Source organism: Tissierella sp. MB52-C2, from assembly GCF_030931715.1.
Lineage (GTDB): Bacteria > Bacillota > Clostridia > Tissierellales > Tissierellaceae > Tissierella.
Genome location: NZ_CP133261.1, coordinates 2809366 through 2834452 on the forward strand (window position 1 = coordinate 2809366; position 25087 = coordinate 2834452).

Here is a 25087-nt window from a genome sequence, read left to right on the forward strand (position 1 = left end):
TTATGTGTAGCCTCTAATGTTTGTGTTTTGGCAACAAAATGGCAATAAATCAATTCCATCTTGTTTCAAACCTAGTAAATGTAGCAGGTCTGGGGTTTACTACATCATACCGCCCATGCCACCCATGCCACCCATTCCTCCCATGGCTGCCATTGGATCTTCTGTTTCCACATCTACTACTGCACCTTCTGTAGTAAGTACCATTGCCGCTACAGATGATGCATTTTGTAATGCTGATCTAGTTACTTTAGTTGGGTCTGCTATACCTGTTTGAATCATATCTACATATATTTCATTTAAAGCATCAAATCCAGTTCCTGGTGCTTCTGCTTTAACTTTTTCTACAATAACAGAACCTTCTAATCCTGCATTAGTTGCTATTTGTCTAACTGGTTCTTCTAATGCACGAACTATTATACTAACTCCTGTTTTTTCATCTCCATTTGTAGTTTCAAGTAATTTAGCAACAGCTGGTATTGCATCTATTAATACTGTTCCACCACCAGGAACCATACCCTCTTCAACTCCTGCACGAGTTGCAGCTAGAGCATCTTCAATTCTAAGTTTTCTTTCTTTAAGTTCAGTTTCAGTTGCAGCACCTACTTGGATTACTGCTACTCCACCTGATAATTTAGCAAGTCTTTCTTGAAGTTTTTCAGTATCAAATTCTGAATCTGTTTCTTCAAGTTGAGCCTTAATTTGTTTAACTCTATTTTTAATTTCTTCTTGATCGCCTTTTCCATTTACTATTACAGTTGTTTCTTTATCAACTTTTACCTTATCTGCTGATCCTAGCATATCAACAGTAGCTTCTTTTAGATCATATCCTAACTCTTCTGATATTACTGTTCCACCTGTTAATATAGCTATATCTTGTAACATTTCTTTTCTTCTATCTCCAAATCCTGGTGCTTTAACAGCAACACAGTTGAATGTTCCTCTTAATTTATTAACTACTAATGTAGCCATTGCTTCTCCTTCAATATCTTCAGCAATGATTATTAGTGGTTTGCTCATTTGTACTATCTCTTCAAGAATTGGAAGGATCTCTTGTATATTTGTAATCTTCTTATCTGTGATTAAGATATATGGATTATCATATTCCGCCACCATTTTTTCAGTATCAGTTACCATATAAGCAGATACATATCCTCTATCAAACTGCATACCTTCTACTACGTCTAAAGTTGTTCCCATGGATCTTGATTCTTCTACAGTGATTACTCCATCTTTACCTACTTTTTCCATAGCTTCAGCTATTAATTTACCGATTTCTTCATCCCCTGCTGAAATTGATGCAAGTTGAGCTATAGCTTCTTTAGAGTCAACAGTCTTAGAGAATCTTTTTATTTCTTCTACTGCAGTATTTACAGCAGATTTAATTCCTTTTTGAAGAATCATTGGGTTTGCACCTGCAGCTACGTTTTTAAGTCCTTCTCTAATAATTGCTTGAGCAAGTAAAGTAGCTGTTGTTGTTCCGTCTCCTGCTACATCATTAGTTTTTGTAGCTACTTCCTTAACAAGTTGAGCACCCATATTTTCATATTTATCTTCTAATTCAATTTCACGAGCTATTGTTACACCGTCATTTGTAATAAGTGGTGCACCAAATTTTTTATCTAATACAACATTTCTGCCTTTAGGTCCCAATGTAACTTTTACAGTATCAGCTAATTGATTTATTCCTCTTTCCATAGCACGACGTGCTTCTTCGCCAAATTTAATTTCTTTAGCCATTTACATACACTCCTTTTCGAATTTACTCCACAAATTTAAAGTTGATAATTTTTCCTACTCTACTATTGCTAATATATCGGATAATTTTAATATATTTAATTCTTCGCCATCTACTTTAATTTCAGTTCCTGCATATTTTGAAAATATTACTTTGTCGCCTACTTTAATTTGGTCTTTTTTCTTTTCGTCATTTGTAATATCTGCACCAATCGCAACTACTTCAGCCATTTGTGGTTGTTCTTTAGCAGCACTTGGTAAAACTATACCTGATTTTGTTTTTTCTTCTGCTTCAACCTTCTTAATTACAATTCTATCACCTAACGGTCTTAGGTTCATAATTAACTACCTCCCTATGTTAATAGTAATATTTTTCATTTTATTAGCACTCATTGTCGTCGAGTGCTAATATGTACAATATATATGTTACTTAATTAAATTGATGGAATCAAGTTCCAAATTTTACCGTTTTTGACCATTATATGTAATATTTGCAGATTAGCTATCTCAATCTCTCATTTTCTCCAAATTCCTCTATTTTTCCTTACAGAGCAACTAATTCAATTAACATATAGTAAATCAATGGTATAAATACAGCTGGAAGCATATTTCCTATCTTTATTTTCTTTATACCTAGTATATTAATTCCTATTGCTATGATTAAGATACTTCCTACTGCTGACATTTCATTTACAACTTGTGGAGTTAATAATTCATTTACTAAATTAGCTAAAAGAGTAATACTACCTTGATAAATAAATACTGGAATACTAGCAAAAGCCACTCCTATACCTAAGGTTGATGCAAATATTATGGATGAAATACCATCAATAATTGATTTTGCAAATAAAGTCTCATACTTCCCCTGTATACCTGCTTCTAGAGATCCAACTATGGCCATAGCACCTATACAAAATACTAAAGAAGCAGTTACAAATCCTTTAGAGAAATTGCTGTCTTTTTTATCAAACCTTCTCTGTAAATTATTACCTAAATTTTCAAGCATATTCTCTATTCCAATTATTTCTCCTAATAGACTTCCTAATACGATACTTCCTATGACTAGAATAATATTTTCTGACTTTATTCCTCCAGTAATTCCAATAATAATTACACAAAGCCCAATTCCATCCATTATAGTATCCTTATATTCTTCCTTTATTCCTTTTCTTAAACCTATACCCAATAAAGATCCTAATATAATTGCTAAACTATTTACTATTGTTCCTAACATAATTCATCTACCTCCTTTACTTCAGTAAATGGTGAATAACCGAGAATGGTAGTTAAAAAACACAAAATCCTCACTCAGATCTATCCACTTTTACTATATTTAAATAGAATACACTATTTTAAGAATCTTTTCTATCAAAAAAATGGAATCCTTTTAAAGAATTCCATTTTTACTCTATTTTTAATTATATTTCACTTTTCTTATATACATTGTCCTTATTATAATAAAATAAATCATCTGAAATACTAAATATCCCAATGCAACTACAAGACCATTTGTAAAAAGATTTTGTTGAAGTAAATTAGAAAGGGATTTCAATGCAAATAAAGAATGTGTAGTACTAACCACAAAGGGTAAAAAGAATATAGTCCCTATTTGCTTAGTTATTATCTTATTTATCTCCTTCTCCGTTGTTCCAATTTTTCTAAGTATATCGTATTCTACTTTATCCTGTTTTACTTCGTTGAATAGTTTGAAATATATTATACTGCCTGAAGCTATAAAGAATAAAAAGGCTATGAAAAATCCTATGAATAATGTAAACCCGAAATTATTTCTAATACTTTTATATGGAATTGCTTTGGCATAATAGCTGTATTGGTATTTATTGCCCAGCATCTCCTTTATTTCAACTGAAGCATCAAAGGAATTCTTCCATTTATCTAGTTTTATTCCATTGTATATAACCACATCATCATTTTCTGCTATTTCCAGCCAGTTTTCATAGTCTTTGTCATTTAATATAAATGTATCAAAATATCCTAATTTATTTAAGGACATTACATTATCATGTAATTCACCACTTACCTTATATTCTTTTATTTTGTCCTTTAGTTTTAATTGTGCTGTTTCTAGAGGATACCTCTTAATTTTTTCTGGTTTACCATCATAGCCAATTGTCTCATAAGGGAAATTATATACTACCTCATTCTCTTTTACTGTAATTTCATCCTTTCCCTGATAAATTGCTAGCTTATTATAATCTTCATTAGATATAAGTAAAATCTCTTCTCTAATACTATCATTGATTTTTTTAGATTCATTTTTAACCTTTATATTTTTAACTGTATGAAACTCATCTATTTTTAAATCATGTTTCTTTAGGATTTCTTTTGCTTTATCTATACTCTGATTATCCTTTAATGTTTCTCCTTTTTGTATTATTCCAATATCCTCCGGTGTATCAATTCCTGATATACTAGATATTTCTGTAAAAAATGAATATATGGTTTCTGTAGCAGTAAAAGTAATTGCACCTAAAATAGCTGCTGCAAATAATACCTTAGCTGTATCCTGTAATTTAAATATCATTTGAGAATAGGATATCATATTAACCTTTTTATAAAGGATATTTTTATTTTTTAAAATTTTATTAGCCACAGCTATACTAAATTGAGTAAATGTAAAATAGGTACCAGCTACAACTATAAATATAACTGGAAGCATAGCCAAAGGTACAAAAGCACCTTCTACAATCCAAGCTATGCCATATCCTAACGCCAATAAACTAACACCAAGAATTGACTTCTTTCTTGAAAAGTTTGGTATTTCTTTAGGTATCTTACTGCTTTTAATCTGCTGTATTATTTCTTTATTCTTTATTTTAAAAAGCATTAAAGTACTTACTAGCTCAAATAAGGCAAAGAATAATAAAATAGTAAGTCCTAAAGCTTTAAAGGATATGTTAAATGGAAGACTGATATCCATAAATGCTTCCATTGCCATGAGAAATAATTTTGAAAAAGCTATTCCTGATAATATACCTGTTCCTATAGATAAAAGAGATATTATCGTACTTTCTATAAATACATATTTCTTTATTTGCTTTCTAGTCATTCCGTATAAAGAAAGAAGTCCAAACTCCCTTCCCCTAGATTTTAAAAATATAGAGGTAGAATAGCCTACAAATAATACTGAAAATATTACTATTATTACTTGACAAGCTATCATACCGTTAATTACACCCATCTGCGCTACTGGATGTCCTCCTATATTCTTATAATTTAAAGAGGGATGAAATACAAAATTAGCAAATATAAAAAATGCTGTAACAGCAAATGCATTACTTAAATAATACATTACATACCTATATAAATTTCCTTTAACATTGCTAAGAGCCATATTAGATATTTTCATTATACCCACCTCCAAGAAGTGATAATGAATCTAATATTTCCTTGAAGAACAATTGTCTATTGCCGCTCTTTGTTATTTCTAGAAAGAATCTTCCATCCTTTATCATTATTATTTTGTTGCAAAAGCTTGCAGCAAAGGCATCATGAGTTACCATTACTATTGTTGCTTTTCTTTCCTTATTTATCTTCTCCAAGGAACTCATAAGGTCAAAGGATGCCTTTGAATCTAAATTCCCTGTAGGCTCATCAGCTAATATAATAGCTGGCTTATTTATCATAGCTCTAGCACAAGCAGTCCTTTGTTGCTGTCCTCCTGATATTTCATAGGTTCTTTTATTTAGAATGTCCTTAATATTTAATATCGTTGATATCTCTTCTAGCTTTTCTTCAATTTCTTTGTTTTTAAACTCTTCCAGCACTAATGGTAAAATTATATTTTCCCTTACAGATAAGGTGTCTAGTAAATTAAAATCTTGAAATATAAATCCTAGATTATTTCTTCTAAATATGGCCAAATTATCTGGCTTTAATCTATGAGGGTTTTGTCCATTTATTAGTACTTCACCAGAAGATGGTGAGTCTATTGTGGCAAGGATATTTAAAAGAGTAGTCTTTCCACTACCTGATGGACCCATAATTCCTACAAACTCTCCTTCTTTTATACTTATATCAAATTCATCTAAGGCCTTAACAGATAATCCCTTTCCCTTACTTCCATATATCTTAGATAAACCTTTTGTTTCTAATACTGTCATTTTTTTTCCTCCTATAATCAATCTTATGATTATACTATATAAAATTAAGGGAAATCTTCATATTGATTTCCCTTTCAAATTTAATCTTTATCTTACAACTTTGTCATATTAACTATTTTCTAAATTATAAATGCTTTTTCCATTATAAAATGTAACCTTTACTGTAGTTCCTTCCCCTTCCCTAGACTTTATATCTAAGCCGTGTCCCAGTCTTCTACATATATCCTTTGAAAGATAGAGTCCCATTCCTGTAGACTCTAAATACTTCCTGCCATTTTTCCCAGTAAAAAATGGATCAAATACCCTTTCTAAATCTCCACTGGCTATTCCAACACCTCTATCTTTTATGGAAAGTATAATATCATTATTCTCCTTATAGATCTTTATTAATATATCTTTGTTCTCACTTTCTTTAACTTTTGAATACTTAATACTATTGGATAGTATTTGACTAAGAACAAATTTTATCCATTTCTTATCCGATATTACAATTAGATCATTTTCTGAAAGAATTTTAGGAAATATAGAATTTACTATGAAGGCAGATCTATTTTCATTGATTACATTTCTTATGACTTCCAGCAAAGACACTTCCTCTACTTTAAAATCCAACTCAAATTCATTTACTCTAAGAGTATGTAGAGCCATCTCTAATCCATGGGATAATTTTTCTATCTCTTCCTCTATGCTTTCATAGCTTTTTCTCGTAGTTTCATCTATCATCTTATCCTTTTCATTTTCTAACATTAGCTTTATAACTGATACTGGAGTCTTCATTTCATGAATCCATCTATTATTAAAATCCATTTGAGTTTTGGCATTTCTTTTATATTTCTCAAGTTTATCTATGTAAATAGTATAATTTCTAACTAGAGCTTCTCTTAAAAATTTATATTCATTATTTATATTATCTGGAATATTAAATATATATTGTAGATGTTCGTCCTTATCTATGCTGTAATTAATTGGACTATAAAATTTCTTTTTTTTCATATAGTTAATTAATATTATTACTCCTAAGGCTATAAAAGACAAAACAAATCCATAGATAATATTTGATATATTAAGTCTTTCTTTTCTAATTATTAAATCAAGCATCATTATAGTTATAACTAGAAAAATACTAATAAAATATATAATAATATACAATAATTTATCTTTTAAGTAATCTTTAAAATTCATTTCCATCTACTCTCATTTCTTTATCATCTACAAAATCACACTCTGATGATGTCTTTTTTCTTTTTCTAGAAATAAAATCAAATAATGTAAAACATCCTCCTACTATAATACCAAAATAATACTCTATAAATCTAGATAATATCATAATAAATGTTAAAATGTTTTTAGGCAACATACTACTATAAAGAATATAGAATCCCCCCTCAGAAGCCCCTACAGTTCCAGGAGTGGGCATAAAAGAGACTGCCATATAAAGCAATGATTGTATACTCACTATATGAAAATAAGGCACTTCCCTAAGACCAACAGATAAATATACAAAATATGTTATTGAAAAATAGAATGTTAATTGAATAAAGGTTGTTAAAATCAATATAAAAGTAGTCTTTCTATTTTCTTTCATTCTATTTATACTAATGGTAAAATCCAAAATATACTTATCTAATTTATTTTCCAGTTTTGTAATATCTTTTACTATCCTTAGCTTATAACCAAATATAAAAAGCTTAGTAAATATTCTTTTAAATAATCTTTCGTTAAAGAAAAAGCCTACTATTATCAGCAGCATAAAGGCATTTAATAAACAGCCCATTATTATGAAAGGAAATGCTAATCTTCCTTTTCCTGATATTAAGTTAAAGTTTATTATAAACATAAATGCTGAATAAAATGTAACTACAATTTGATAAATTAAAAACTTAGTTAACATTAATGAAGAAGCTGTACCTACATGAACACCATCATTTACTAAAAGATATATTTGTGCAGGCTGCCCTCCCGTTGCAAATGGTGTAATAGCACCATAATATTGGCCAATCATAACAAGATTAAAAGAAGATAAGAATCCACCTTTAATATTTAATATCCTTTTCATTTTATGAATTATATAAGCATCACATATCCAATATAAAATCATGCAAAAAAAAGCTAATAATAAAAATCCCTTGTTTACCTTCCCCATTAATATAGGAAATTTAGAAAAATCATTATTAGAAATTAATATATAAGCAGTTGCTCCTAGCAATGATATTAGAATGACATAATTTATTATCTTTTTCATGCATCAGCACCTGATAGGAAGCTTACTTCTACCTCATTTCCTATTCCTTTGTCTAATGTTTCAAATTTAAATCCTCTTTCTATTAAAATTGGTAAAACTATATTTAAAGCTTGTATTGTATTTCCAGGGGCTCCATTATCACTATTATTGCTATGATTACTATCATGAAGAACAATTATATCTCCTTTACTTACATTATTAAGAATCTTATTTACAATCCTATATACATTAGCCCTAGGGTTCCAATCACTGGTGATTATTGACCATAGTACAGTTTTAAGTCCAAATTTATTTGAATAATAGTGAGTAAATGGATTAAAGAGCCCCCATGGCGCTCTATAGTATCTTACTTGATAATTAAATTCTTCAAAAACTTCCATAGACTTCTGAAAATCTCTTTTAGTCTGCCAATAGGTTCTTAAACACTGGTTCTTATGGCTATTAGAATGTAGTCCCAAAGTGTGACCGTCTTCTATCATTCTATAAATTATATCACTATGCTCCTTAGCTTTTTTAGCGATTACAAAAAAGGTAGCTTTAATTTCATACTTTTTAAGTAAATCTAATATCTCTAATGTATATATTGGACTTGGTCCATCATCAAAAGTTAAAAATATATTTTCTGAATTAGAAACTTTTCTTTTTACACAAGGCGAAAATTTTCTAAAATATAGACTTGCTAAAATAGTGTGTATTAAAATTATAAAGATTATAAAACCTATTATACTGTAATCATTCATTCAATCATCCTTCTCTGTCAATTTCGTAATAAATCAATACACTGTTCTGCTAAGATATCCATGTTTATATTTTTTCTAAGCTCAGTTAGGTTCCTTTTATATTCGTCAATTCTGTTTTTATTATTAGTTAAGTCTGTAATAATAAACTTTAATTCCTCAATTGTTAAAGCAATATCACCTATTGATTTTTCACAGACAAACTTAGAATTCTCTATTTCCTGTCCCAATTCCGGTTTATAAACAATAAAAGGTAACTTCGAAGCTATAGCTTCGAACAATGTAATACCCCCTGCTTTACTTACTAATAAATCTGATTGTGCCATAATTGAAGGTACCTGATCCGTATATCTAAGTGGTATGACATTTTCTAATTTTAGTTTAGATATTGATTCATATAATTCCTCATTCTTTCCTGCTAATACTACAGTTGTAGTATTATTAAGATTATCAATCCAATGATAAAAAGCTTTATCATTTGGTATTAACCCTACACCTCCGCCCATAATCATTATTATCATATGTCCCTTCGGTAAATAACAACTAGTTAAAGGCCTTGGTAACTCTAAGAATTCCTTTCTTAAAGGAATTCCCGTTACAACAATTCTTTCATCCTCTATACCCATGTCTATCATTTTACTTTTAATATACTTGGTTGCCACAAAGTATATATCACAATTAGGTGTTATCCACTCCCACCCGTTGACTACATCTGTAATACAGGTAATCAATGGTATTGAAATTTCGGATTTATCTTTTAATCTTGAGAGATATTGTGATATAGTTGGAAAGGTTGAAATAATTAGCTTAGGATTAATATCCATAATATAATTTTTCAACCTATTTATAATATATTTATTTGAAAATTTGCTAGTGCCAGATTTAGGCTTTTCATTGTCCTTGTAATGAAAATGATTATATATTCTCGAACCTTTCCGAATTAAAATATTATAACCCTTATACATAGCCTTTGATAATCTAGGTATTAATATTTGAAAGGCATCTGTAACTTCAATGCCTATGGTCCCATCTATTTTTTGTATATTTTCCTTAATTCCTATGGCTGCTGATAAATGTCCAGCTCCAAATCCAGCCGTCAAAATTAGTATATCTACCTTATGATCCATAGTTTAAATCCATTTTATAATTACAGTTTTCAATCAAATTTTCACTAAGATAAATAATATTATCGAGGCAAGACTTATTGTACATTTCCTTCATATTTTCCTTCATATTATCAAGAATCTTGGGATTCTTCATCATAGATTCAATTAGCTCCTTAATAGAGTCTATCTCAGATACATAAATGGCTAGTCCTTTTTTTAGCAAAAAATCAAGGTTTTCTTTTTCTTGACCTGGTATATAATAAGGGATAATCATAGGAAGTCTCTTTGCTATTGCCTCAGAAATAGTCAATCCTCCAGGCTTTGTTATGATTACATCTGAGTTTTCCATAATAACTGGAATGTTATTTGTAAATCCATAAAGAGTAATCTTATGGCTTTTTATCAGTTCATCATATTCTCTCTCTATAGATCTTTTCAGCCCTTTATTTTTTCCACAAACTACTACAATGTTGTAATTACCTTCCATATCAACAATATTTCTTAATACCTTTTTCATCCCTTTAAGGCCTAAACTACCTGCAACAAGTAAGATCTGGAAGGAGCTTGGCTTCAAAGAAATAGATTCTAATCTTTTTAGGAATTCTTCTCTAATTGGTATTCCATAAGGAAATATCTTCTCTTTATCTATCCCTTGTTTTATCAATCTTTCACTTGTATAGTTACTACCTGCAATATATGCATCTACATTTTCATCTATATAAGTTCGATGGGCTTCATAATCTGTTACCACCGACATAAAGGGTATATTTATTAATCTTCTTTTCTTCAAATGTCCTATTACCCCCACCATAAAAGCATGGGTCGAAATAATTAAATCAGGTTTTTCTTGCACTATTATTTCATAAATTTTTTCCTCGGAAATTCTTGAAAGAGAGTGGGTAATCAGTTTATTAGACCTTTCTCTATTACTTATATCATATAAACCTCCATATAACTTAGGGAAATTATTAATTAATATCTTACAAGAGCCAATTATGAGCGCATCTAATGTTTTATTTATCTCCAGCAATGCATCTAATTTCTTTACTATAAATCCATGTTTCCTAAATTGATTTTCTAAACATGATGCAGCTTCATTATGCCCACCACCTATAGATGCTGTGAATATCAGTATCTTTTTCATATTTTGTCCTCCTTACATTAAATCACAGAACAATTACTATATATTGACTATAACGAAATTAAAATATAAGTTACTGCATTATTCGACATTTTCAGTAGCTCTTGCTTCTATTATAAAAAACAAAGGGAAATCATCATATTGATTTCCCTTTCAACCTAAATATTTATCTTACAATATTGTCAGGTATAAGTCATTCCCATGTCTTTGTCATGGAATAACCTTGACCTCTTTTAGTTTGAATAGCATCTATTATCCCTATATCCTCTAACCTTTTTCTAAGTCTGGTAATATTAACAGATAAAGTATTATCATCAACAAAGTCTATATCATCCCATAATTCTTCCAATAAAATTTCCCTTGATACTATTTCATCTAAGTGGGAAATCAATATATATAATAGTCCAAATTCCTTTTTACTTAATTCAATTTTCTCCCCTTGCCATTCTACTATAGATTGATTTTTATGTAAGTAGACACCTTCTACTTCGTATATATCTTTAGAACTATTATCTGCATATTCTCCATATGTTCTCCTTATGGCTCCCCTCACCTTCGCTAGTAATAAGTCAAAGGAGAAAGGTTTTATTATATAATCATCTCCACCATTTTCTATAGCCATTACTTGATCCATATCTGAAAATCTTGCTGAAATAAATATAATAGGAACTTTAGATATATTCCTTATTTCCCTACACCAAAAGAAGCCATCATAGTTTGGAAGATTTATATCCAAAAGGACTAAATGGGGACTTTCTTTTATGAATTCATTTTTTATATTGGAATAATCATTGACTGTGGATACAATATATCCATATCTTTCTAGCCTGTCTTTAACAAGGTTAACAATCTTTTCATCATCTTCTATAACTAATATTTTGTACATTTCTTCACCTCTTAAACTCTTCACCCTTCACTCAGTTACTCCCATTGGGATAAGGTATTTCTCCTTTTCCGTCTCTTATGAAGGAATTTGTCCACTGTGGCATAGGTGGCTGATTATTTTCCTTAATCATTTCCTGCCATTTCTCATCTGTTAATCTCTCACTAGATATAAATTCATGATAACTAAATATAGCTCCTCTTGTAAGATATAGATTGCCATCTATAGGTACAACTACATATATTTCATAGGCAGGGCCTACTCCAGCTTCTGCATATCCACCATTACTATATTGATTTGGTGCTAAAGTTTGAAAATCAGCAATAACTGCCATATTCTTATCTGTTTCAGAAGTTATCTCAAACCAACGAATATAATCCCCTGCAAAAGAGGCAGTCAAATCCTCTAAGATACCACCAAAAATATTAATTCGTTCATATTCTTCTGTAGTTAAGCTTTCATTTCTAAGCTCTTTAATAGAACAATTAATTAGAAATTCTAATATATCTTCAAATTTCTCCATTTTCACATGAAGACTTTCTACAGTAAGTCCCCTTGCGGATAAATTCTTCCTTGAAAACTTTGTAAGCCAAAGAAGTTTTTCATATACTTCTATATTAGGTTCAACATATCCTTTTGGAATGTTCTCTTCATATCCATCACCACATTCTGCCCCTATTTGTTTTCCATATAGAATTGTATCGTGTTTAAGTTCTGACCAAGACCCTAATGCTGTGTTTAAATCTTTATCATTCCAAGCTTCACTAGTCATAAAAGATGGATAACCCTCATCAAAAGGTTCTAAAAATCCCTTTAATACCCACAACCAGCCTTGATACATATTGGCTCTCCAAGACTTATCTGATAATTTGTTGAACTTTTCTTTTAAATTTTGGAATATGACAGGATAATCCTCCCATTGTTGATTTTCTTCCTTAGTCAATTGGATTGCTTTAGCTCTTTCTGACCCTAATACTCCCATTACATCAAGTCCCGATGCTATTGGTCTGGCGAAGGGCTCTACCAATTCCTGCATTATTTCTGCATCTATTACATATCTTTGTCCCATAAGCCTAAATTGTTTGCCTGTTGGAGTAGATTCAGATGTATACTTGGCCTTTATCTGCGGTTCTGGTAGTTTATCAGCTTCTTTATAGAATTCCTCTAGTTTTTTCTTATTATTTAATTCGTTTATATCAAAATGCTTTCCATATACTTTAGTCAATACTTCTCCATATTGATAGATGTTTAAATCATCAGAACTTCCCACAAAGAAATTAGTTGGCTCATATATATTTTCCCATTTAGTATAGCTTTCCTTATCTGAGTATAGGCTACAAGTAATTAAGAGAGCCTGTAGGGTTTGTTCTATATTTCTTTTCTCTATATCTTTATTTGCCCTTTCGAAATACAATGGAAATGGAGCTTGCCCATACCACATCATAGCCCTAAAATACCTTTCTAAATCCTTGGACCTTGTATAATGTCCCCTTATAGTATACTGACTATAATCTAGTTTGTAAGGGAATATATTTGACTCCGAAAAACCACTACTATTTTTAATTAAATTCCATTCAGCCTCTGCCATTTCCTTTGATACCACAGGAATATTATTTGGTAAATCCTTTTCTAAAGCAAGCTGTGCAGTGGCAAAATATGCAATGTTTTTAAGCTGAATTTCTTTTAGCTCCTTATTTGTTAAGTCATTATATAGTTTAATAGAATTATTCAACATACTATTTGTCATTTCTTCAACTAAAGCTAATAGCTTATCATTTTCCAATGTTCTTAAAGTATAGTCATAGAATATGTGATATACCTGCAGTACTGAATCTGTGGTAATAAAAGATGGTATTTCTAGATATTCATTATTTTCGTAAATATAAAATAACTGCTCTTCCTTAGTAGGATTTACTACAAAATTATTCTTAGCCAATAGTTCTAACTGTTCTTTAGAAAAACTTCCAAACTTCTCAGCATTTAAAACATTAGTCATATTCTCATTAATCTTATATGGCTCTACTAAGGATTCAATGGTTCTAGGTTCATAGGGAACTTCTATATTTATCAATCCATGATTTATTTCAATATCGATTTCCCTCTTTTCACTTTTATCCTGTTCATCCTCCTTTAAAGGGTTATTCATTTCTAAAGGATTATGCACCTCTTTACCAACACATCCAGTCATTATAATAGACAGAACTAAAATCAAAGCAACAATTGAATACATGGTTCTTCTCTTCACTCTAATCCTCCCTTTCCACTTTTATGTGATTTTCTGCTATTTTTATTAAAGCTTTATAGCTTTTTCTCTGTTCTTTAATCTTAATAAACAACTGGTTATCTTTTGTAATTAGGTCACTTATATCTTCATATCCTTCTGTTTCCAAATATGCTTCAAATCCAAACCCTTTCCATTTATATGTATTGATTACTTTTCTATTATCTTCTAATATTTCTATGGCTACTATTTCGTCTACTTCATCTTCATCTATATCAAGAAACACATAGTCTAAAAAAGGTTTGGATAATCTAGAACCTCGCCATTTTGGCTCCAGTTTATTGCCCTCAAAGGAATATATAAATGGTCTTTTAGCCATTACAGGATGAAGCGGTGATGTTTTATATACTCCTATGGATATTTCCTCTTTACCATCTCCATCTATATCTCCTATGACTATTTTCCATGGATTATAAGCTGAGTAATCCTCCCGATATATTTCCTTTTTATCTTCTATGGAATATATGATTACTTCTTCTCCAAATTCCCTTCTCCTGCTTCCTGTAAGTACAACTAAATATTCCTTATTATCTCCCCTTATATTTCCTATGGCAAAATCCTTAATTTTTTCATTTATTTTTATAGGAAGTTCCTCTGTCTTATGAGAAAAAAATAATATTAATGACATTAAAAATAATATAAAAATAACTCCATATCTGATTTTAAATATATAGTTAGGTTTATTTGTTTTTATTTTAACCATCTTTCTTCCTCTAACTTCCTATTATTTAAATAAAATATATCACTATTATATAAAGGAAAGATTACAAATAACTTACAATTACTTACCTATTCCCAGTTCCCTAGCATAATAAAATAAGTATTGCTGTGCAAATCCCGCTAGATTACCAAATATTCTAGCACCATGTTCTCCTATATGTTTTACATTAGTTTCTTCCTTTAGATAAAAATGTTCCATTACCCTTTTAACCCATACATCTACTGGAAAAGCTTCATCTTTATTGAAGGCAAATAATAGTATACAGTCACTTACCTTTGGTCCTACTCCTGGTAAAGTCATTAAAAGTTCCTTTCCTTCATCTCTATTTAAATTGAATATGCTGTCTAAACTCAATTCTCCTTTAGCTATAATTTTTGCTGTTTCTACTATTCTTTCTCCCCTAAATCCTACTTTGCAAATCTCTTTTAATTCCTCTGGACTTACTTTAGATAGACTTTCTGGTGTTGGGAAACTATAGTATTTTTCATCTATCTTTTCTCCGTAATTTTTTGACATCAATTCTATAGATTTCTTTATTCTTGGTATTTGATTATTAGCTGATGTTATGAAGGATATTACCATTTCAAAGGGCTCTTGATTAAGAATTCTCAATCCTTCTCCAAATTTTATGGCTTCAGCCAATATAGGATCTTTCGATAACTGTTTTTTTATCTCATCATAGTCCCTTCCTAGATCAAAGTAATTATACCAAATATTGTTAAAGTCCTCCATATTAGTATTAGACAATATTATATCATTTCCTTCATTTTTTACATTTAATACTTTTCCATAGGCAATTGTTGTATAAGAATTATCCTCTTCTACATACCATCTAAAGGCTTGACCACATTCAAATATATGTTTAGGATCAAAATTTTTTATATCTTTAATTATTATTTTTCCTTGTTCTTCAATTATATTATATTTCATATCATTTCTCCTTTTCCCTGATTTAAAAGTTCTATATTTCTAATAATAGTCTACCCTTATTTTATATAAAAAAACTGGCAATAGCCAGTTTTTAGTTTAATGCTTTTATAAGTATTCTATATGCCGTATCCATGGCATCCTTCATACTTATATCTTTATATAATTCTTTATTATTAATATAATTAGCAAATCCTGATATTGTACCACGTACAGTCATTAATCGATAATAATCAGATTCTTTAGTAGAAATTATGCTTTCATTAAAGCCTAATTCTAATAAATTGCTCACCTCATTATTAATAACAGATATAAATTGAGACAAATCATATTTCTCATCTACTATATATTCGTAAAATTCTTTAATACCTCCAGCAGATAGTAACATATTAAACGTAGATAAATTGTTTTCCAAACTCTCTGCTACAATCTGTAGTATTTCATAAAACTTTTCCTTAAAGTTTGATTTAGTTACTACCCTTGAAAATCCATTCTTTATCTCATTAATTATATTATAGATAATAGACTTTGATATTGCCTCTTCCTTTGAATCAAAATAATCATATATAGTTCCCTTACCTATGTTTGCTGCCTTTGCTATATCTGATACTTTTATGGAATAAGGGTTAGCACCTTCCTTCATTAATCGAGTCAATCCTTCGTATATGGCAATTTCCTTTTCCGAATATATTTTACAATCCATTTTACTCATCTCCTTCTATAGAAAATTTTCTAATTGGTCTTTTATGCAAAATATCATACATAACTGGAACTACTAAAAGAGTAAGTATTGTAGCATAAGTCAGACCACCTATGGCTACAATTGCCAAAGGCTGAAGCATTTCAGCTCCTACGCCTACTCCTGCAGATAATGTTGACAATCCAAGGATCGTAGTTATGGCAGTCATAAGTATTGGTCTCATACGAGTCTTTCCTGTTTCTATTAGGGCCTCTTTTTTATCCATTCCTCTTTCCCTTAACTGATTAGTATAATCTACAAATACTATACCATTATTTACTACAACCCCTGATAAAACTAAGAATCCCAGCATTGCAATTAAAGATATTTCTCCACCTGTAAGGGCTAATGCAAGTAATCCTCCAGTAAATGCTAAAGGTATTGTAAACATTACTATAAATGGAGATAATAATGATTGGAATTGAGCTACCATTATTAAATATATAAAAGCTATGGCTAATAATGTCATATAGATTAAATCCCTTAAAGAATCTTTTATCCTCTCATTCTCTCCAGTTAATTCAATGGAATATCCTTCTGGAAGTTCGTAATCCTTTATCTTATTTTCAAATTCTCTACTTACAAGACCTATATTATGATCTTTTGCAATACCTGCCTTTACAGAAACATATCTTTCTTGAGATTTTCTTCTTATGGATGACAACCCCTTATCTTCTGTAATCTTAGCTATATCTCCTATTTTTATTTCTTTTTCTTCACCATCTTTATGAACCTTGATACTTAAATCTTCTAGATCATCCCTTGCAATCTTTTGACTTTCTCCATCTACTACTATCACAGGATAATCTCTATTAGATAAAGTTAGAGTAGTTGTAGACTTATCCTTTGCTATAAGTGAGTTAATTTCACTAAATACTTGTGCCACAGTTAAACCATTTTCCATGGCCTTTTCTTTATTTACTATAATTCTGGTTTCTCTAGAATTTTCATCAATCCCTGTACTTACTTCTATTGTCCCCTTTGTTTCCTCTAGTATTTTTGATATATCAAGGGATACATCTCTTAAAGTGTCTAATTCTCTACCTTTAACTAATACTTCTATACCACTTCCACCCATTGAACCCATGTCCATATTAGAAGTACTTACTGATATTTTACAATCTAAATCCTTAATTTCTTTTTCTATTTCTTTCTCTATTTGGCTATTCTTAATCTTTTTATTTTCATCTAGGATTAAATACATGGACATGGAATCACCTTTACTATTTCCCATTATCCCACCTAGACCTGAGCTTTGGAAAGCTCCTATGGTTTCTACCCCATCTATTTTTATAATCCTATCTAGTACTGTATCTGACATATTTATCAAATCTTCATGAGTACTACCCTCTGGCATCTCTACAGATAAAGACATTTGAGGAGTTTCCATTTCTGGTATGAAAGCTGTACCCATGTTCATTGCCATAACTCCGCTAAGGGCTAATAATCCAACTACTGCTGACATTACAATAATCTTATACTTTAATGACCATCTTAAGATTCCTTCATATACATTAATAAATTTATTAAATAGTTTATCTTCTTTTTCCTTAGTATTTTTTAACATAGTTGATGCCATAGCAGGTACTAAAGTTAAAGCTACTATAAGACTGGCAAATAAGGAGTATGCTATGGTTAAACCCATATCAGTAAACAATTCCTTAGATATTCCTTTAGTAAACACTATAGGTAGAAATACACAGGCCGTTGTTAAGGTAGATGCAAATATGGCTCCTGCCACTTCCCTAGCCCCTTCTATTGCTGCCTTTATAGGAGACATTCCTTCATTTCGGAGTCTATATATATTTTCAATTACAACTATGGAGTTATCAACTAGCATACCTACTCCAAGGGCTAAACCTGCTAATGATATAATATTTATAGTAACTCCTGTAAAATACATCATTGCAATAGCAAATATTATACTTATTGGAATAGATACTGCTATTATAAATGTTGGCTTTATATCCCTTAAGAATATTAAAAGTATTACTATGGCAAGTATTCCACCATAAATTAAATTATCTAATACTGAGTCTACAACCACATCTATATAGACCCCTTGATCCATTAAGGCTGTAAAGTTTAGACCTTCATTTTCTTTAGATAAGTCTTCCATCTTTTTCCCTATGTTTTTTGATACTTCTGCTGTGGAAAAATTACTTTGTTTTTGGAAATTTATAATTACTGCATTATTACCATTTACCTTTGCATATATATCATCTCTATTATCTTTGTAATCAACATCTGCCACATCTTTTAAATAGACTTTGCCTACGCCTTCCTCTCCTGTATCAAATAATAATAAATTCTTCATTTCATCTAAATCTTTTATCTTATCTCCAACTTTAACTAGATAATCTGTACCCTCTTCATTTACATATCCAGCAGGCATGGAGAAATTTTGTGCCCCAAGAATACCTGAAATCATCTTCTTAGTTATTACACCTTCTAAGGAGGCTTTCTTAAAGGCATCCTTCCTTGCACTTTCAAACTCATCTATCTTATTATTTAAAGTTTTTTCTCCTTCATTTAATTGAGACTTTGCCTTATTCATTTCAGTGTTTAAGATTTCCTTACCCTTTACAATTTGTTCTTCTTGTAAGCTCAATTCTTTATTTTTAGCTTCTAAGTTAGATTTTTCTTCTTCTAATTCTTCTATTTTAGAATTAACAACACTTAAAGCTCCCTTTGTTTCAAATATTAACTTTTCATCTTTTTCATCTATTTGTTCCAAGGCTTTTTCAAGATTATTTTTATTTTCCTTTAACTCCACTAATCCTTTGTCTATTTGCTCTATTCCTTGAAGTATTTGTGACTTGCCACTTGTTAGAGCTTTTTCTCCTTCTACTAATTTATCTTTTTGTTTCTTTTCTTCTGCTGCTAATTTACTCTTACCATCTGCTATTTCTTTTTTAGCTTTCTCCAGTTGTTCTCCTACTTCACCAAGTTTATTGTCTACTTTATCTAGAATCTTTTTATTTAGACTCTCTATTTTATCTGGATTAATATATACTTCAATATTTTCTTCAACAAGTCCTACTGCTGAAACAGAGGCAACTCCATTTATACCTTCTAGTTCAGGAATTATTCTCTGGCTCATAAGATTAGAAATCTGAGATACATCCATTCCTTCTACATCTACTGATGACACCATTACCGGAAGCATATCTGGATTTAATCTTATTATCATAGGTGAGCCTATGGAATCATTCCATGCCCCTTTAATCATATCAAGATTTCCATTGATTTCTATAATGGCAGAGTCCATATTCACATCATTGTTAAACTCCATTATAACTACTGATGAATTTTCCTGTGATATTGAACTAATATTTTTTATATTGCTTGTGGTGGCTACTATCTGCTCTATGGGTTTAGTAACTACCATTTCTACCTCCTCCGGACTGGCTCCAGGGTATGTAGTCATAACTACTAAATAAGGTAAATTTATACTAGGTAATAAATCAGTTTGTAAATTTATAAAGGATACTCCTCCCAATATAAGTACTAATATTACTGCTACAACTACAGTATAAGGTTTCTTTACACTAAATTTCGATAACATATTATCCTCCCCTATGTATAATCTCTCCGACCGACTGGTCGGTCGTCTATTTAGTATAAGAAATATTATATGATTTGTCAATAAAAAAGATGCACTAGATTAATCTAGTGCATCTTTTTTATATTAGTACCATCCTCTTAATTTCATTACTTCAGCAACTTTTTTAACTGAAATCATATAAGCTGCTTCTCTTACTGTTACATTGTATTCATTTTTAAGTTTCCATATTTCGTTAAATGCTTTAACCATTTCAACTTCTTGCTTCTCTTCAACTTCTTTTTCTGACCAATAATAACCTTGAAGGTTTTGTGCCCACTCAAAGTATGAAACTGTAACTCCACCAGCATTTGTTAATATGTCTGGAGTAACTGTAATTCCTCTTTCTTTTAGGATAACGTCTGCACCTGGAGTAATAGGTCCATTAGCAGCTTCACAGATTAACTTAGTTTTTACTACTTTTGCTACGTCTTCTGTAATAGCATTTTCTAAAGCAGCTGGAATCAACATATCTACTTCTAGACTCCAGAATTCATCTAAGGAAATCATTTTTGCCTTTGGATAATCTACTAAATTTCTATGCTCATTGAAGTAAGCTTCCATTTCATAGAAATCTAATCCATCTTCATTATATAATGCATAAGTTCCAACAGATGGTGCCCACTCAGCTATTGCAACAATTTTAGCACCTTGTCTTTGAACATTTTTAACTGTATATCTACCAACGTTTCCGAATCCTTGGATAGCAACTGTTGATTTAGCCATATCTATACCTAACTCTCTAGCTGCTTCTCTAGCTATAACTGCAACTCCAAATCCTGTTGCTTCGTTTCTTCCTTCTGATCCACCCCATGCAACTGGTTTTCCAGTAAGTACTCCTATATTCATATTATCGTTGTTTAATTTAATGTACTCATCTACCATCCAAGCCATTACTTGTCCGTTAGATCCTACGTCTGGAGCTGGTACGTCTATTTTTTCTCCTAAGTATTTATGAAGACCTTGCACATATCCTCTAGATAATCTTTCTAGTTCTCCTTGTGATAATGTAAGAGGGTCAACAGTAATTCCACCTTTTCCTCCACCATAAGGAACTCCCATAACTCCACATTTAAAAGTCATCCAGATTGATAATGCCTTAACTTCATCTGCGTTAACTCCCGGATGGAATCTAATTCCACCTTTAGCAGGCCCTATAGCTGTATTATGTGATGATCTATATCCTTTAAATACCTTTACTGAGCCATCATCCATTTTAACTGGGATTGAAACCTCAATAATTCTTTGTGGTTCTTTAAGTAATTCATAAACTGCTGGTTCTAGACCTAATGCATCGCAAGCATGTTTAACTTGTAACTGAGCACTTTCTAATGGGTTTAGATTTTCTTTTGACATTATACAAAACCTCCCTTTATTTTAATTGGTGAATTCTATCACCAATAGATTATCTTTCCAATGAAATTATAACATATTGATTAGACAAGTTCAATCAGTCTAATTATTAATTGTTAATTTTAAATTATAAATTGAATGATTAAATTCTCTATTGTATTCCATTGAAGGAAATACTGTCAAATTACTTTAATCTTTTAAGATTATTTTAATGCGAAAGCTTCTATTATATCGTCTACATTATCCAAAGACTCTATAAGAAGTGGTAATATTTCATAAACATCTCCAATAATACCATAGTCAGCAACTTTAAATATAGGTGCATCTTTATCCTTATTTATGGCAACAATAACTTTAGATTCTTGCATACCTGCCAAGTGCTGAATAGCTCCTGAAATACCACAAGCAATATAAAGGGAAGGTCTAACAGTTTTACCTGTTTGTCCTACTTGGTGTCCCTGGTCTATCCAACCAGCATCAACTGTAGCACGAGAAGCTCCTACTACTCCACCAAACTTCTTTGCTAAATCTTGAATTAACTTAAATCCTTCTGGATTTCCAAGACCTCTACCACCTGATACTATTATTTTTGAATCTTCAAGTTGTACTTCTGCCTTTCCACCTTTGACTACTTCCATAACTTTAGCCCTTATATCTTCATCTTTTAATTCTGGAATAAATTTAACTATATTACCTTTTCTACTTTCATTATACTTTGCCTTTTCCATAACCCCTGGTCTAACTGTAGACATTTGTGGTCTATGATCTGGACAAATAATAGTTGCCATTAGGTTTCCACCAAAGGCTGGACGAGTCTGTAAAAGTCTTCTATTTTCTATATCAATATCCAGCTTTGTACAATCTGCAGTAAGTCCTGTATGAACTCTTGCAGATATTCTAGGTCCTAAATCTCTACCTATATTTGTAGCACCTATCAACATAATTTCAGGCTTTCTTTCCTTAATTAAATCATAAATTACTTTAGTATATCCATCAGTTGTATATACACTTAGTAGCTGATGGTCTGCATATAGAACTTCATCTGCTCCATATTTAACTAATTTTTCCGCTAAATTATCTATATCCTTACCCAATAGCACAGCAGTCAAAGGAACTTTTAGTTCATCAGCTATTTTTCTTCCTTCTCCTACTAACTCTATGGCTACATTAAGCAGCTCCTTATCTCTTTGCTCTGCAAATACCCAAACTCCCCTATATTCATCTACATTTACTCCGCCAGCTCTATATTTTTTTTCTTCTTTCTCTATTGCATCTACTGGACAGGCCTCTACACATTGTCCGCAAGCCGTACACTTTTCATTGATTTTAGCCTTTTTATCTATCATGTCTATAGCATCAAAGGGACATACTCTAACGCACTTTCCACAGCCAATACATTTCAACTCTATAACTTTAACAGCCATTTAAATTCCTCCTTTATCAGATGATATATTAAATAAGATGTTTTTCTCTTAATCTTAGTATCAATGATTCAACTGCCTCTTTTCCACTTCCCTGTAATATTTCTCCCTCACCTGATCTTCCTGATGGTGTAAAAGATTTATTTACTTGGGTAGGCGATCCGTTTAGTCCTAGATTGTCAAAATCTGCATCTACATCTTTTGCTGATAAAACCTTAACATTATCACTATTGTAGGCATTATAAATGCCTTTAATGGAAGGGTATCTTGGTATATTTAATTCTTTTATAGCTGTTAAAAGTACAGGCATTTTAGATTCCACAACAAAATGTCCATCTTCCAATGTTCTTTTAGCTATAACTTTGTCTCCTTCAATTTCTAATTCTTCAACATAAGTAATTTGAGGTATATTTAAATGTTCTGCTATTTGAGGTCCAACCTGTGCCGTATCTCCATCTATTGCTTGTCTTCCACAGAATATAATACTATAGTCTCCAATCTTTTTTATACCCGCAGCAAGAGCAGTAGAGGTAGCCCAAGTATCAGAACCTGCAAAAGCTCTGTCGCTTAAAAGTATAGCTTCATCTGCTCCCATGGCTAAAGTTTCCCTAAGGGCAACATCAGCCTGAGGAGGCCCCATGCTTAAAACTATTACTTTTACATCTTTTAATTTATCTTTAATTTTTAGAGCTTCTTCCAAAGCATTTCTATCATCTGGATTTATAATACTTGGTACTCCTTCACGAATAAGAGTTCCACGTACTGGGTCTATTCTAACTTCATTAGTATCTGGTACTTGCTTTATACATACAATAATATTCATATCCTAACCTCCCTAGTCCTATTTTAATACAGCGGCTGATATAACCATTTGTTGTACTTGTGATGTACCTTCATATATCTCAGTAATCTTCGCATCTCTCATCATTCTCTCTATTGGATAATCCTTTGTATATCCATATCCACCAAATAATTGAACACATTTAGTAGTTACATTCATAGCACATTCTGATGCAAATAATTTAGCCATTGCTGCTTCTTTACTATAAGGTAAGTTATTTGCTTTATTATAGGCTGCCCTATAAACAAGAAGTCTAGCTGCTTCTATTTCGGTTGCCATATCCGCTATCATCCATTGAAGTCCTTGGAATTTAGATATAGATCTACCGAATTGTTGTCTCTCTTTTATATATTTAATCGTTTCATCTAAGGCACCTGCTGCTATACCTAAGGCTTGGGCAGCTATACCAATTCTACCTCCATCTAGGGTAGACATGGCAATTTTAAAACCTTCTCCTTCTTTGCCTAATAGATTTTCCTTTGGTACTATACAATTTTGAAATATTAGTTCAGCAGTTGCAGATGCCCTAATACCCATTTTTTCTTCAATTTTTCCGATACTAAAACCAGGGAAGTCTTTTTCAACTATAAATGTAGATATTCCTCTAGTACCTTTACTTTTATCAGTCATGGCAAATATTATATATGTATCTGACTGTCCGCCATTTGTTATAAATATCTTTGAACCGTTTAAAATATAATTATCACCATCTAAGATAGCAGTAGTTTGTTGTCCTGCTGCATCAGTTCCAGCATTAGGCTCTGTTAAACCAAAAGCTCCTAAATGTTCTCCCTTTGCCAACGGAATTAGATATTTTTGTTTTTGTTCCTCTGTACCATATTTATATATAGGCCAACATCCTAAGGATGTGTGAGCGGAACATATAACTCCTGTAGTACCACAAGACTTTGATAATTCTTCTACAGCTATGGCATAGGATAATTCGTCTCCTCCTGCCCCACCATACTCTACTGGAAAAGGTATTCCTAACATATTATATTTTGCCATTTTTTCTACAGTTTCTGTTGGAAATCTTTCTGTCTCATCAATCTCAGCTGCAATGGGTTTTACCTCTTTTTCTGTAAATTCTTTCATTACATTTCTTACCATTTGTTGCGCTTTAGTTAAATTGAAATCCATATATTATTTCCCTCCCTAATATATTAGCTATATCTGTATCTATCTTTCATTATAATATATTTAATATGTAATTTCCACTGATATTGTTAATTT

20 protein-coding genes are annotated in these 25087 nt (G+C 31.1%); all 20 read right to left on the reverse strand.

Annotated features, from left to right (window positions below; all coding sequences use genetic code 11):
- Positions 1 to 99 precede the first annotated feature (99 nt).
- A complete protein-coding gene (groL, locus tag RBU61_RS14415; RefSeq protein ID WP_308876178.1) occupies positions 100 to 1737 on the reverse strand; it encodes a chaperonin GroEL in 1638 nt (545 codons plus the stop codon).
- A gap of 54 nt (positions 1738 to 1791) precedes the next feature.
- Positions 1792 to 2073, reverse strand: coding sequence for a co-chaperone GroES (gene groES, locus RBU61_RS14420; RefSeq protein WP_308876179.1), 282 nt, complete (start codon positions 2071 to 2073; stop codon positions 1792 to 1794).
- Positions 2074 to 2278: 205 nt separating this feature from the next.
- Positions 2279 to 2968, reverse strand: coding sequence for a DUF554 domain-containing protein (locus RBU61_RS14425; RefSeq protein ID WP_308876180.1), 690 nt, complete (start codon positions 2966 to 2968; stop codon positions 2279 to 2281).
- Between the two features lie 180 nt (positions 2969 to 3148).
- On the reverse strand, positions 3149 to 5104 hold the full coding sequence (locus RBU61_RS14430; RefSeq protein WP_308876182.1) for an ABC transporter permease: 1956 nt from the start codon (positions 5102 to 5104) through the stop codon (positions 3149 to 3151).
- Positions 5091 to 5858, reverse strand: a complete 768-nt coding sequence (locus tag RBU61_RS14435; RefSeq protein ID WP_308876184.1) for an ABC transporter ATP-binding protein — start codon at positions 5856 to 5858, stop codon at positions 5091 to 5093. Before RBU61_RS14435 ends, RBU61_RS14430 begins: the two co-directional genes overlap by 14 nt.
- Before the next feature lie 108 nt (positions 5859 to 5966).
- The gene (locus RBU61_RS14440) at positions 5967 to 7040 is read right to left on the reverse strand and encodes a sensor histidine kinase (RefSeq protein ID WP_308876185.1); all 1074 of its coding nucleotides are present in this window, start codon (positions 7038 to 7040) and stop codon (positions 5967 to 5969) included.
- Positions 7030 to 8100, reverse strand: coding sequence for a lysylphosphatidylglycerol synthase transmembrane domain-containing protein (locus RBU61_RS14445; protein ID WP_308876187.1), 1071 nt, complete (start codon positions 8098 to 8100; stop codon positions 7030 to 7032). The genes RBU61_RS14440 and RBU61_RS14445 overlap by 11 nt, the downstream gene beginning before the upstream one ends.
- The gene (locus RBU61_RS14450) at positions 8097 to 8840 is read right to left on the reverse strand and encodes a polysaccharide deacetylase family protein (protein ID WP_308876189.1); all 744 of its coding nucleotides are present in this window, start codon (positions 8838 to 8840) and stop codon (positions 8097 to 8099) included. Before RBU61_RS14450 ends, RBU61_RS14445 begins: the two co-directional genes overlap by 4 nt.
- Positions 8841 to 8857: 17 nt before the next feature.
- On the reverse strand, positions 8858 to 9964 hold the full coding sequence (locus RBU61_RS14455) for a glycosyltransferase (protein ID WP_308876190.1): 1107 nt from the start codon (positions 9962 to 9964) through the stop codon (positions 8858 to 8860).
- Positions 9954 to 11087 (reverse strand): glycosyltransferase, encoded by a 1134-nt coding sequence (locus RBU61_RS14460; protein WP_308876192.1) that lies wholly within the window; start codon positions 11085 to 11087, stop codon positions 9954 to 9956. The genes RBU61_RS14455 and RBU61_RS14460 overlap by 11 nt, the downstream gene beginning before the upstream one ends.
- Before the next feature lie 190 nt (positions 11088 to 11277).
- Positions 11278 to 11970, reverse strand: coding sequence for a response regulator transcription factor (locus tag RBU61_RS14465; protein WP_308876194.1), 693 nt, complete (start codon positions 11968 to 11970; stop codon positions 11278 to 11280).
- A gap of 31 nt (positions 11971 to 12001) precedes the next feature.
- Positions 12002 to 14212, reverse strand: coding sequence for a DUF3160 domain-containing protein (locus RBU61_RS14470; RefSeq protein WP_308876196.1), 2211 nt, complete (start codon positions 14210 to 14212; stop codon positions 12002 to 12004).
- 1 nt (position 14213) lies between these two features.
- On the reverse strand, positions 14214 to 14951 hold the full coding sequence (locus RBU61_RS14475; protein WP_308876197.1) for a hypothetical protein: 738 nt from the start codon (positions 14949 to 14951) through the stop codon (positions 14214 to 14216).
- Positions 14952 to 15029: 78 nt separating this feature from the next.
- Positions 15030 to 15899 carry a DNA glycosylase gene (locus tag RBU61_RS14480; RefSeq protein ID WP_308876199.1) on the reverse strand — a complete coding sequence of 290 codons (870 nt, stop codon included), beginning with the start codon at positions 15897 to 15899 and terminating at the stop codon, positions 15030 to 15032.
- A gap of 91 nt (positions 15900 to 15990) precedes the next feature.
- The gene (locus tag RBU61_RS14485; protein WP_308876201.1) at positions 15991 to 16599 is read right to left on the reverse strand and encodes a TetR/AcrR family transcriptional regulator; all 609 of its coding nucleotides are present in this window, start codon (positions 16597 to 16599) and stop codon (positions 15991 to 15993) included.
- Between the two features lies 1 nt (position 16600).
- Positions 16601 to 20203, reverse strand: a complete 3603-nt coding sequence (locus RBU61_RS14490; RefSeq protein ID WP_308876204.1) for an efflux RND transporter permease subunit — start codon at positions 20201 to 20203, stop codon at positions 16601 to 16603.
- 123 nt (positions 20204 to 20326) lie between these two features.
- Complete coding sequence (locus RBU61_RS14495; RefSeq protein WP_308876206.1) at positions 20327 to 21595, reverse strand: Glu/Leu/Phe/Val dehydrogenase; 1269 nt, start codon at positions 21593 to 21595, stop codon at positions 20327 to 20329.
- 200 nt (positions 21596 to 21795) lie between these two features.
- Entirely contained in the window at positions 21796 to 23016 is a 1221-nt protein-coding gene (locus RBU61_RS14500; protein WP_308876207.1) for an electron transfer flavoprotein subunit alpha, read from the reverse strand.
- A 28-nt stretch (positions 23017 to 23044) separates the two neighbouring features.
- Positions 23045 to 23836, reverse strand: a complete 792-nt coding sequence (locus RBU61_RS14505; RefSeq protein WP_308876210.1) for an electron transfer flavoprotein subunit beta/FixA family protein — start codon at positions 23834 to 23836, stop codon at positions 23045 to 23047.
- Between the two features lie 18 nt (positions 23837 to 23854).
- Positions 23855 to 24994: an acyl-CoA dehydrogenase gene (locus RBU61_RS14510; protein ID WP_308876211.1), complete on the reverse strand. Its 1140-nt coding sequence runs from the start codon at positions 24992 to 24994 to the stop codon at positions 23855 to 23857.
- Between the last annotated feature and the right edge of the window lie 93 nt (positions 24995 to 25087).

Coding starts and splice junctions, on each gene's coding strand:
- groL (WP_308876178.1), bottom strand. CDS start 1,737: ATGGCTAAAGAAATTAAATTTGGCGAAGAAGCACGTCGTGCTATGGAA.
- groES (WP_308876179.1), bottom strand. CDS start 2,073: ATGAACCTAAGACCGTTAGGTGATAGAATTGTAATTAAGAAGGTTGAA.
- RBU61_RS14425 (WP_308876180.1), bottom strand. CDS start 2,968: ATGTTAGGAACAATAGTAAATAGTTTAGCAATTATATTAGGATCTTTA.
- RBU61_RS14430 (WP_308876182.1), bottom strand. CDS start 5,104: ATGAAAATATCTAATATGGCTCTTAGCAATGTTAAAGGAAATTTATAT.
- RBU61_RS14435 (WP_308876184.1), bottom strand. CDS start 5,858: ATGACAGTATTAGAAACAAAAGGTTTATCTAAGATATATGGAAGTAAG.
- RBU61_RS14440 (WP_308876185.1), bottom strand. CDS start 7,040: ATGAATTTTAAAGATTACTTAAAAGATAAATTATTGTATATTATTATA.
- RBU61_RS14445 (WP_308876187.1), bottom strand. CDS start 8,100: ATGAAAAAGATAATAAATTATGTCATTCTAATATCATTGCTAGGAGCA.
- RBU61_RS14450 (WP_308876189.1), bottom strand. CDS start 8,840: ATGAATGATTACAGTATAATAGGTTTTATAATCTTTATAATTTTAATA.
- RBU61_RS14455 (WP_308876190.1), bottom strand. CDS start 9,964: ATGGATCATAAGGTAGATATACTAATTTTGACGGCTGGATTTGGAGCT.
- RBU61_RS14460 (WP_308876192.1), bottom strand. CDS start 11,087: ATGAAAAAGATACTGATATTCACAGCATCTATAGGTGGTGGGCATAAT.
- RBU61_RS14465 (WP_308876194.1), bottom strand. CDS start 11,970: ATGTACAAAATATTAGTTATAGAAGATGATGAAAAGATTGTTAACCTT.
- RBU61_RS14475 (WP_308876197.1), bottom strand. CDS start 14,951: ATGGTTAAAATAAAAACAAATAAACCTAACTATATATTTAAAATCAGA.
- RBU61_RS14480 (WP_308876199.1), bottom strand. CDS start 15,899: ATGAAATATAATATAATTGAAGAACAAGGAAAAATAATAATTAAAGAT.
- RBU61_RS14485 (WP_308876201.1), bottom strand. CDS start 16,599: ATGGATTGTAAAATATATTCGGAAAAGGAAATTGCCATATACGAAGGA.
- RBU61_RS14490 (WP_308876204.1), bottom strand. CDS start 20,203: ATGTTATCGAAATTTAGTGTAAAGAAACCTTATACTGTAGTTGTAGCA.
- RBU61_RS14495 (WP_308876206.1), bottom strand. CDS start 21,595: ATGTCAAAAGAAAATCTAAACCCATTAGAAAGTGCTCAGTTACAAGTT.
- RBU61_RS14500 (WP_308876207.1), bottom strand. CDS start 23,016: ATGGCTGTTAAAGTTATAGAGTTGAAATGTATTGGCTGTGGAAAGTGC.
- RBU61_RS14505 (WP_308876210.1), bottom strand. CDS start 23,836: ATGAATATTATTGTATGTATAAAGCAAGTACCAGATACTAATGAAGTT.
- RBU61_RS14510 (WP_308876211.1), bottom strand. CDS start 24,994: ATGGATTTCAATTTAACTAAAGCGCAACAAATGGTAAGAAATGTAATG.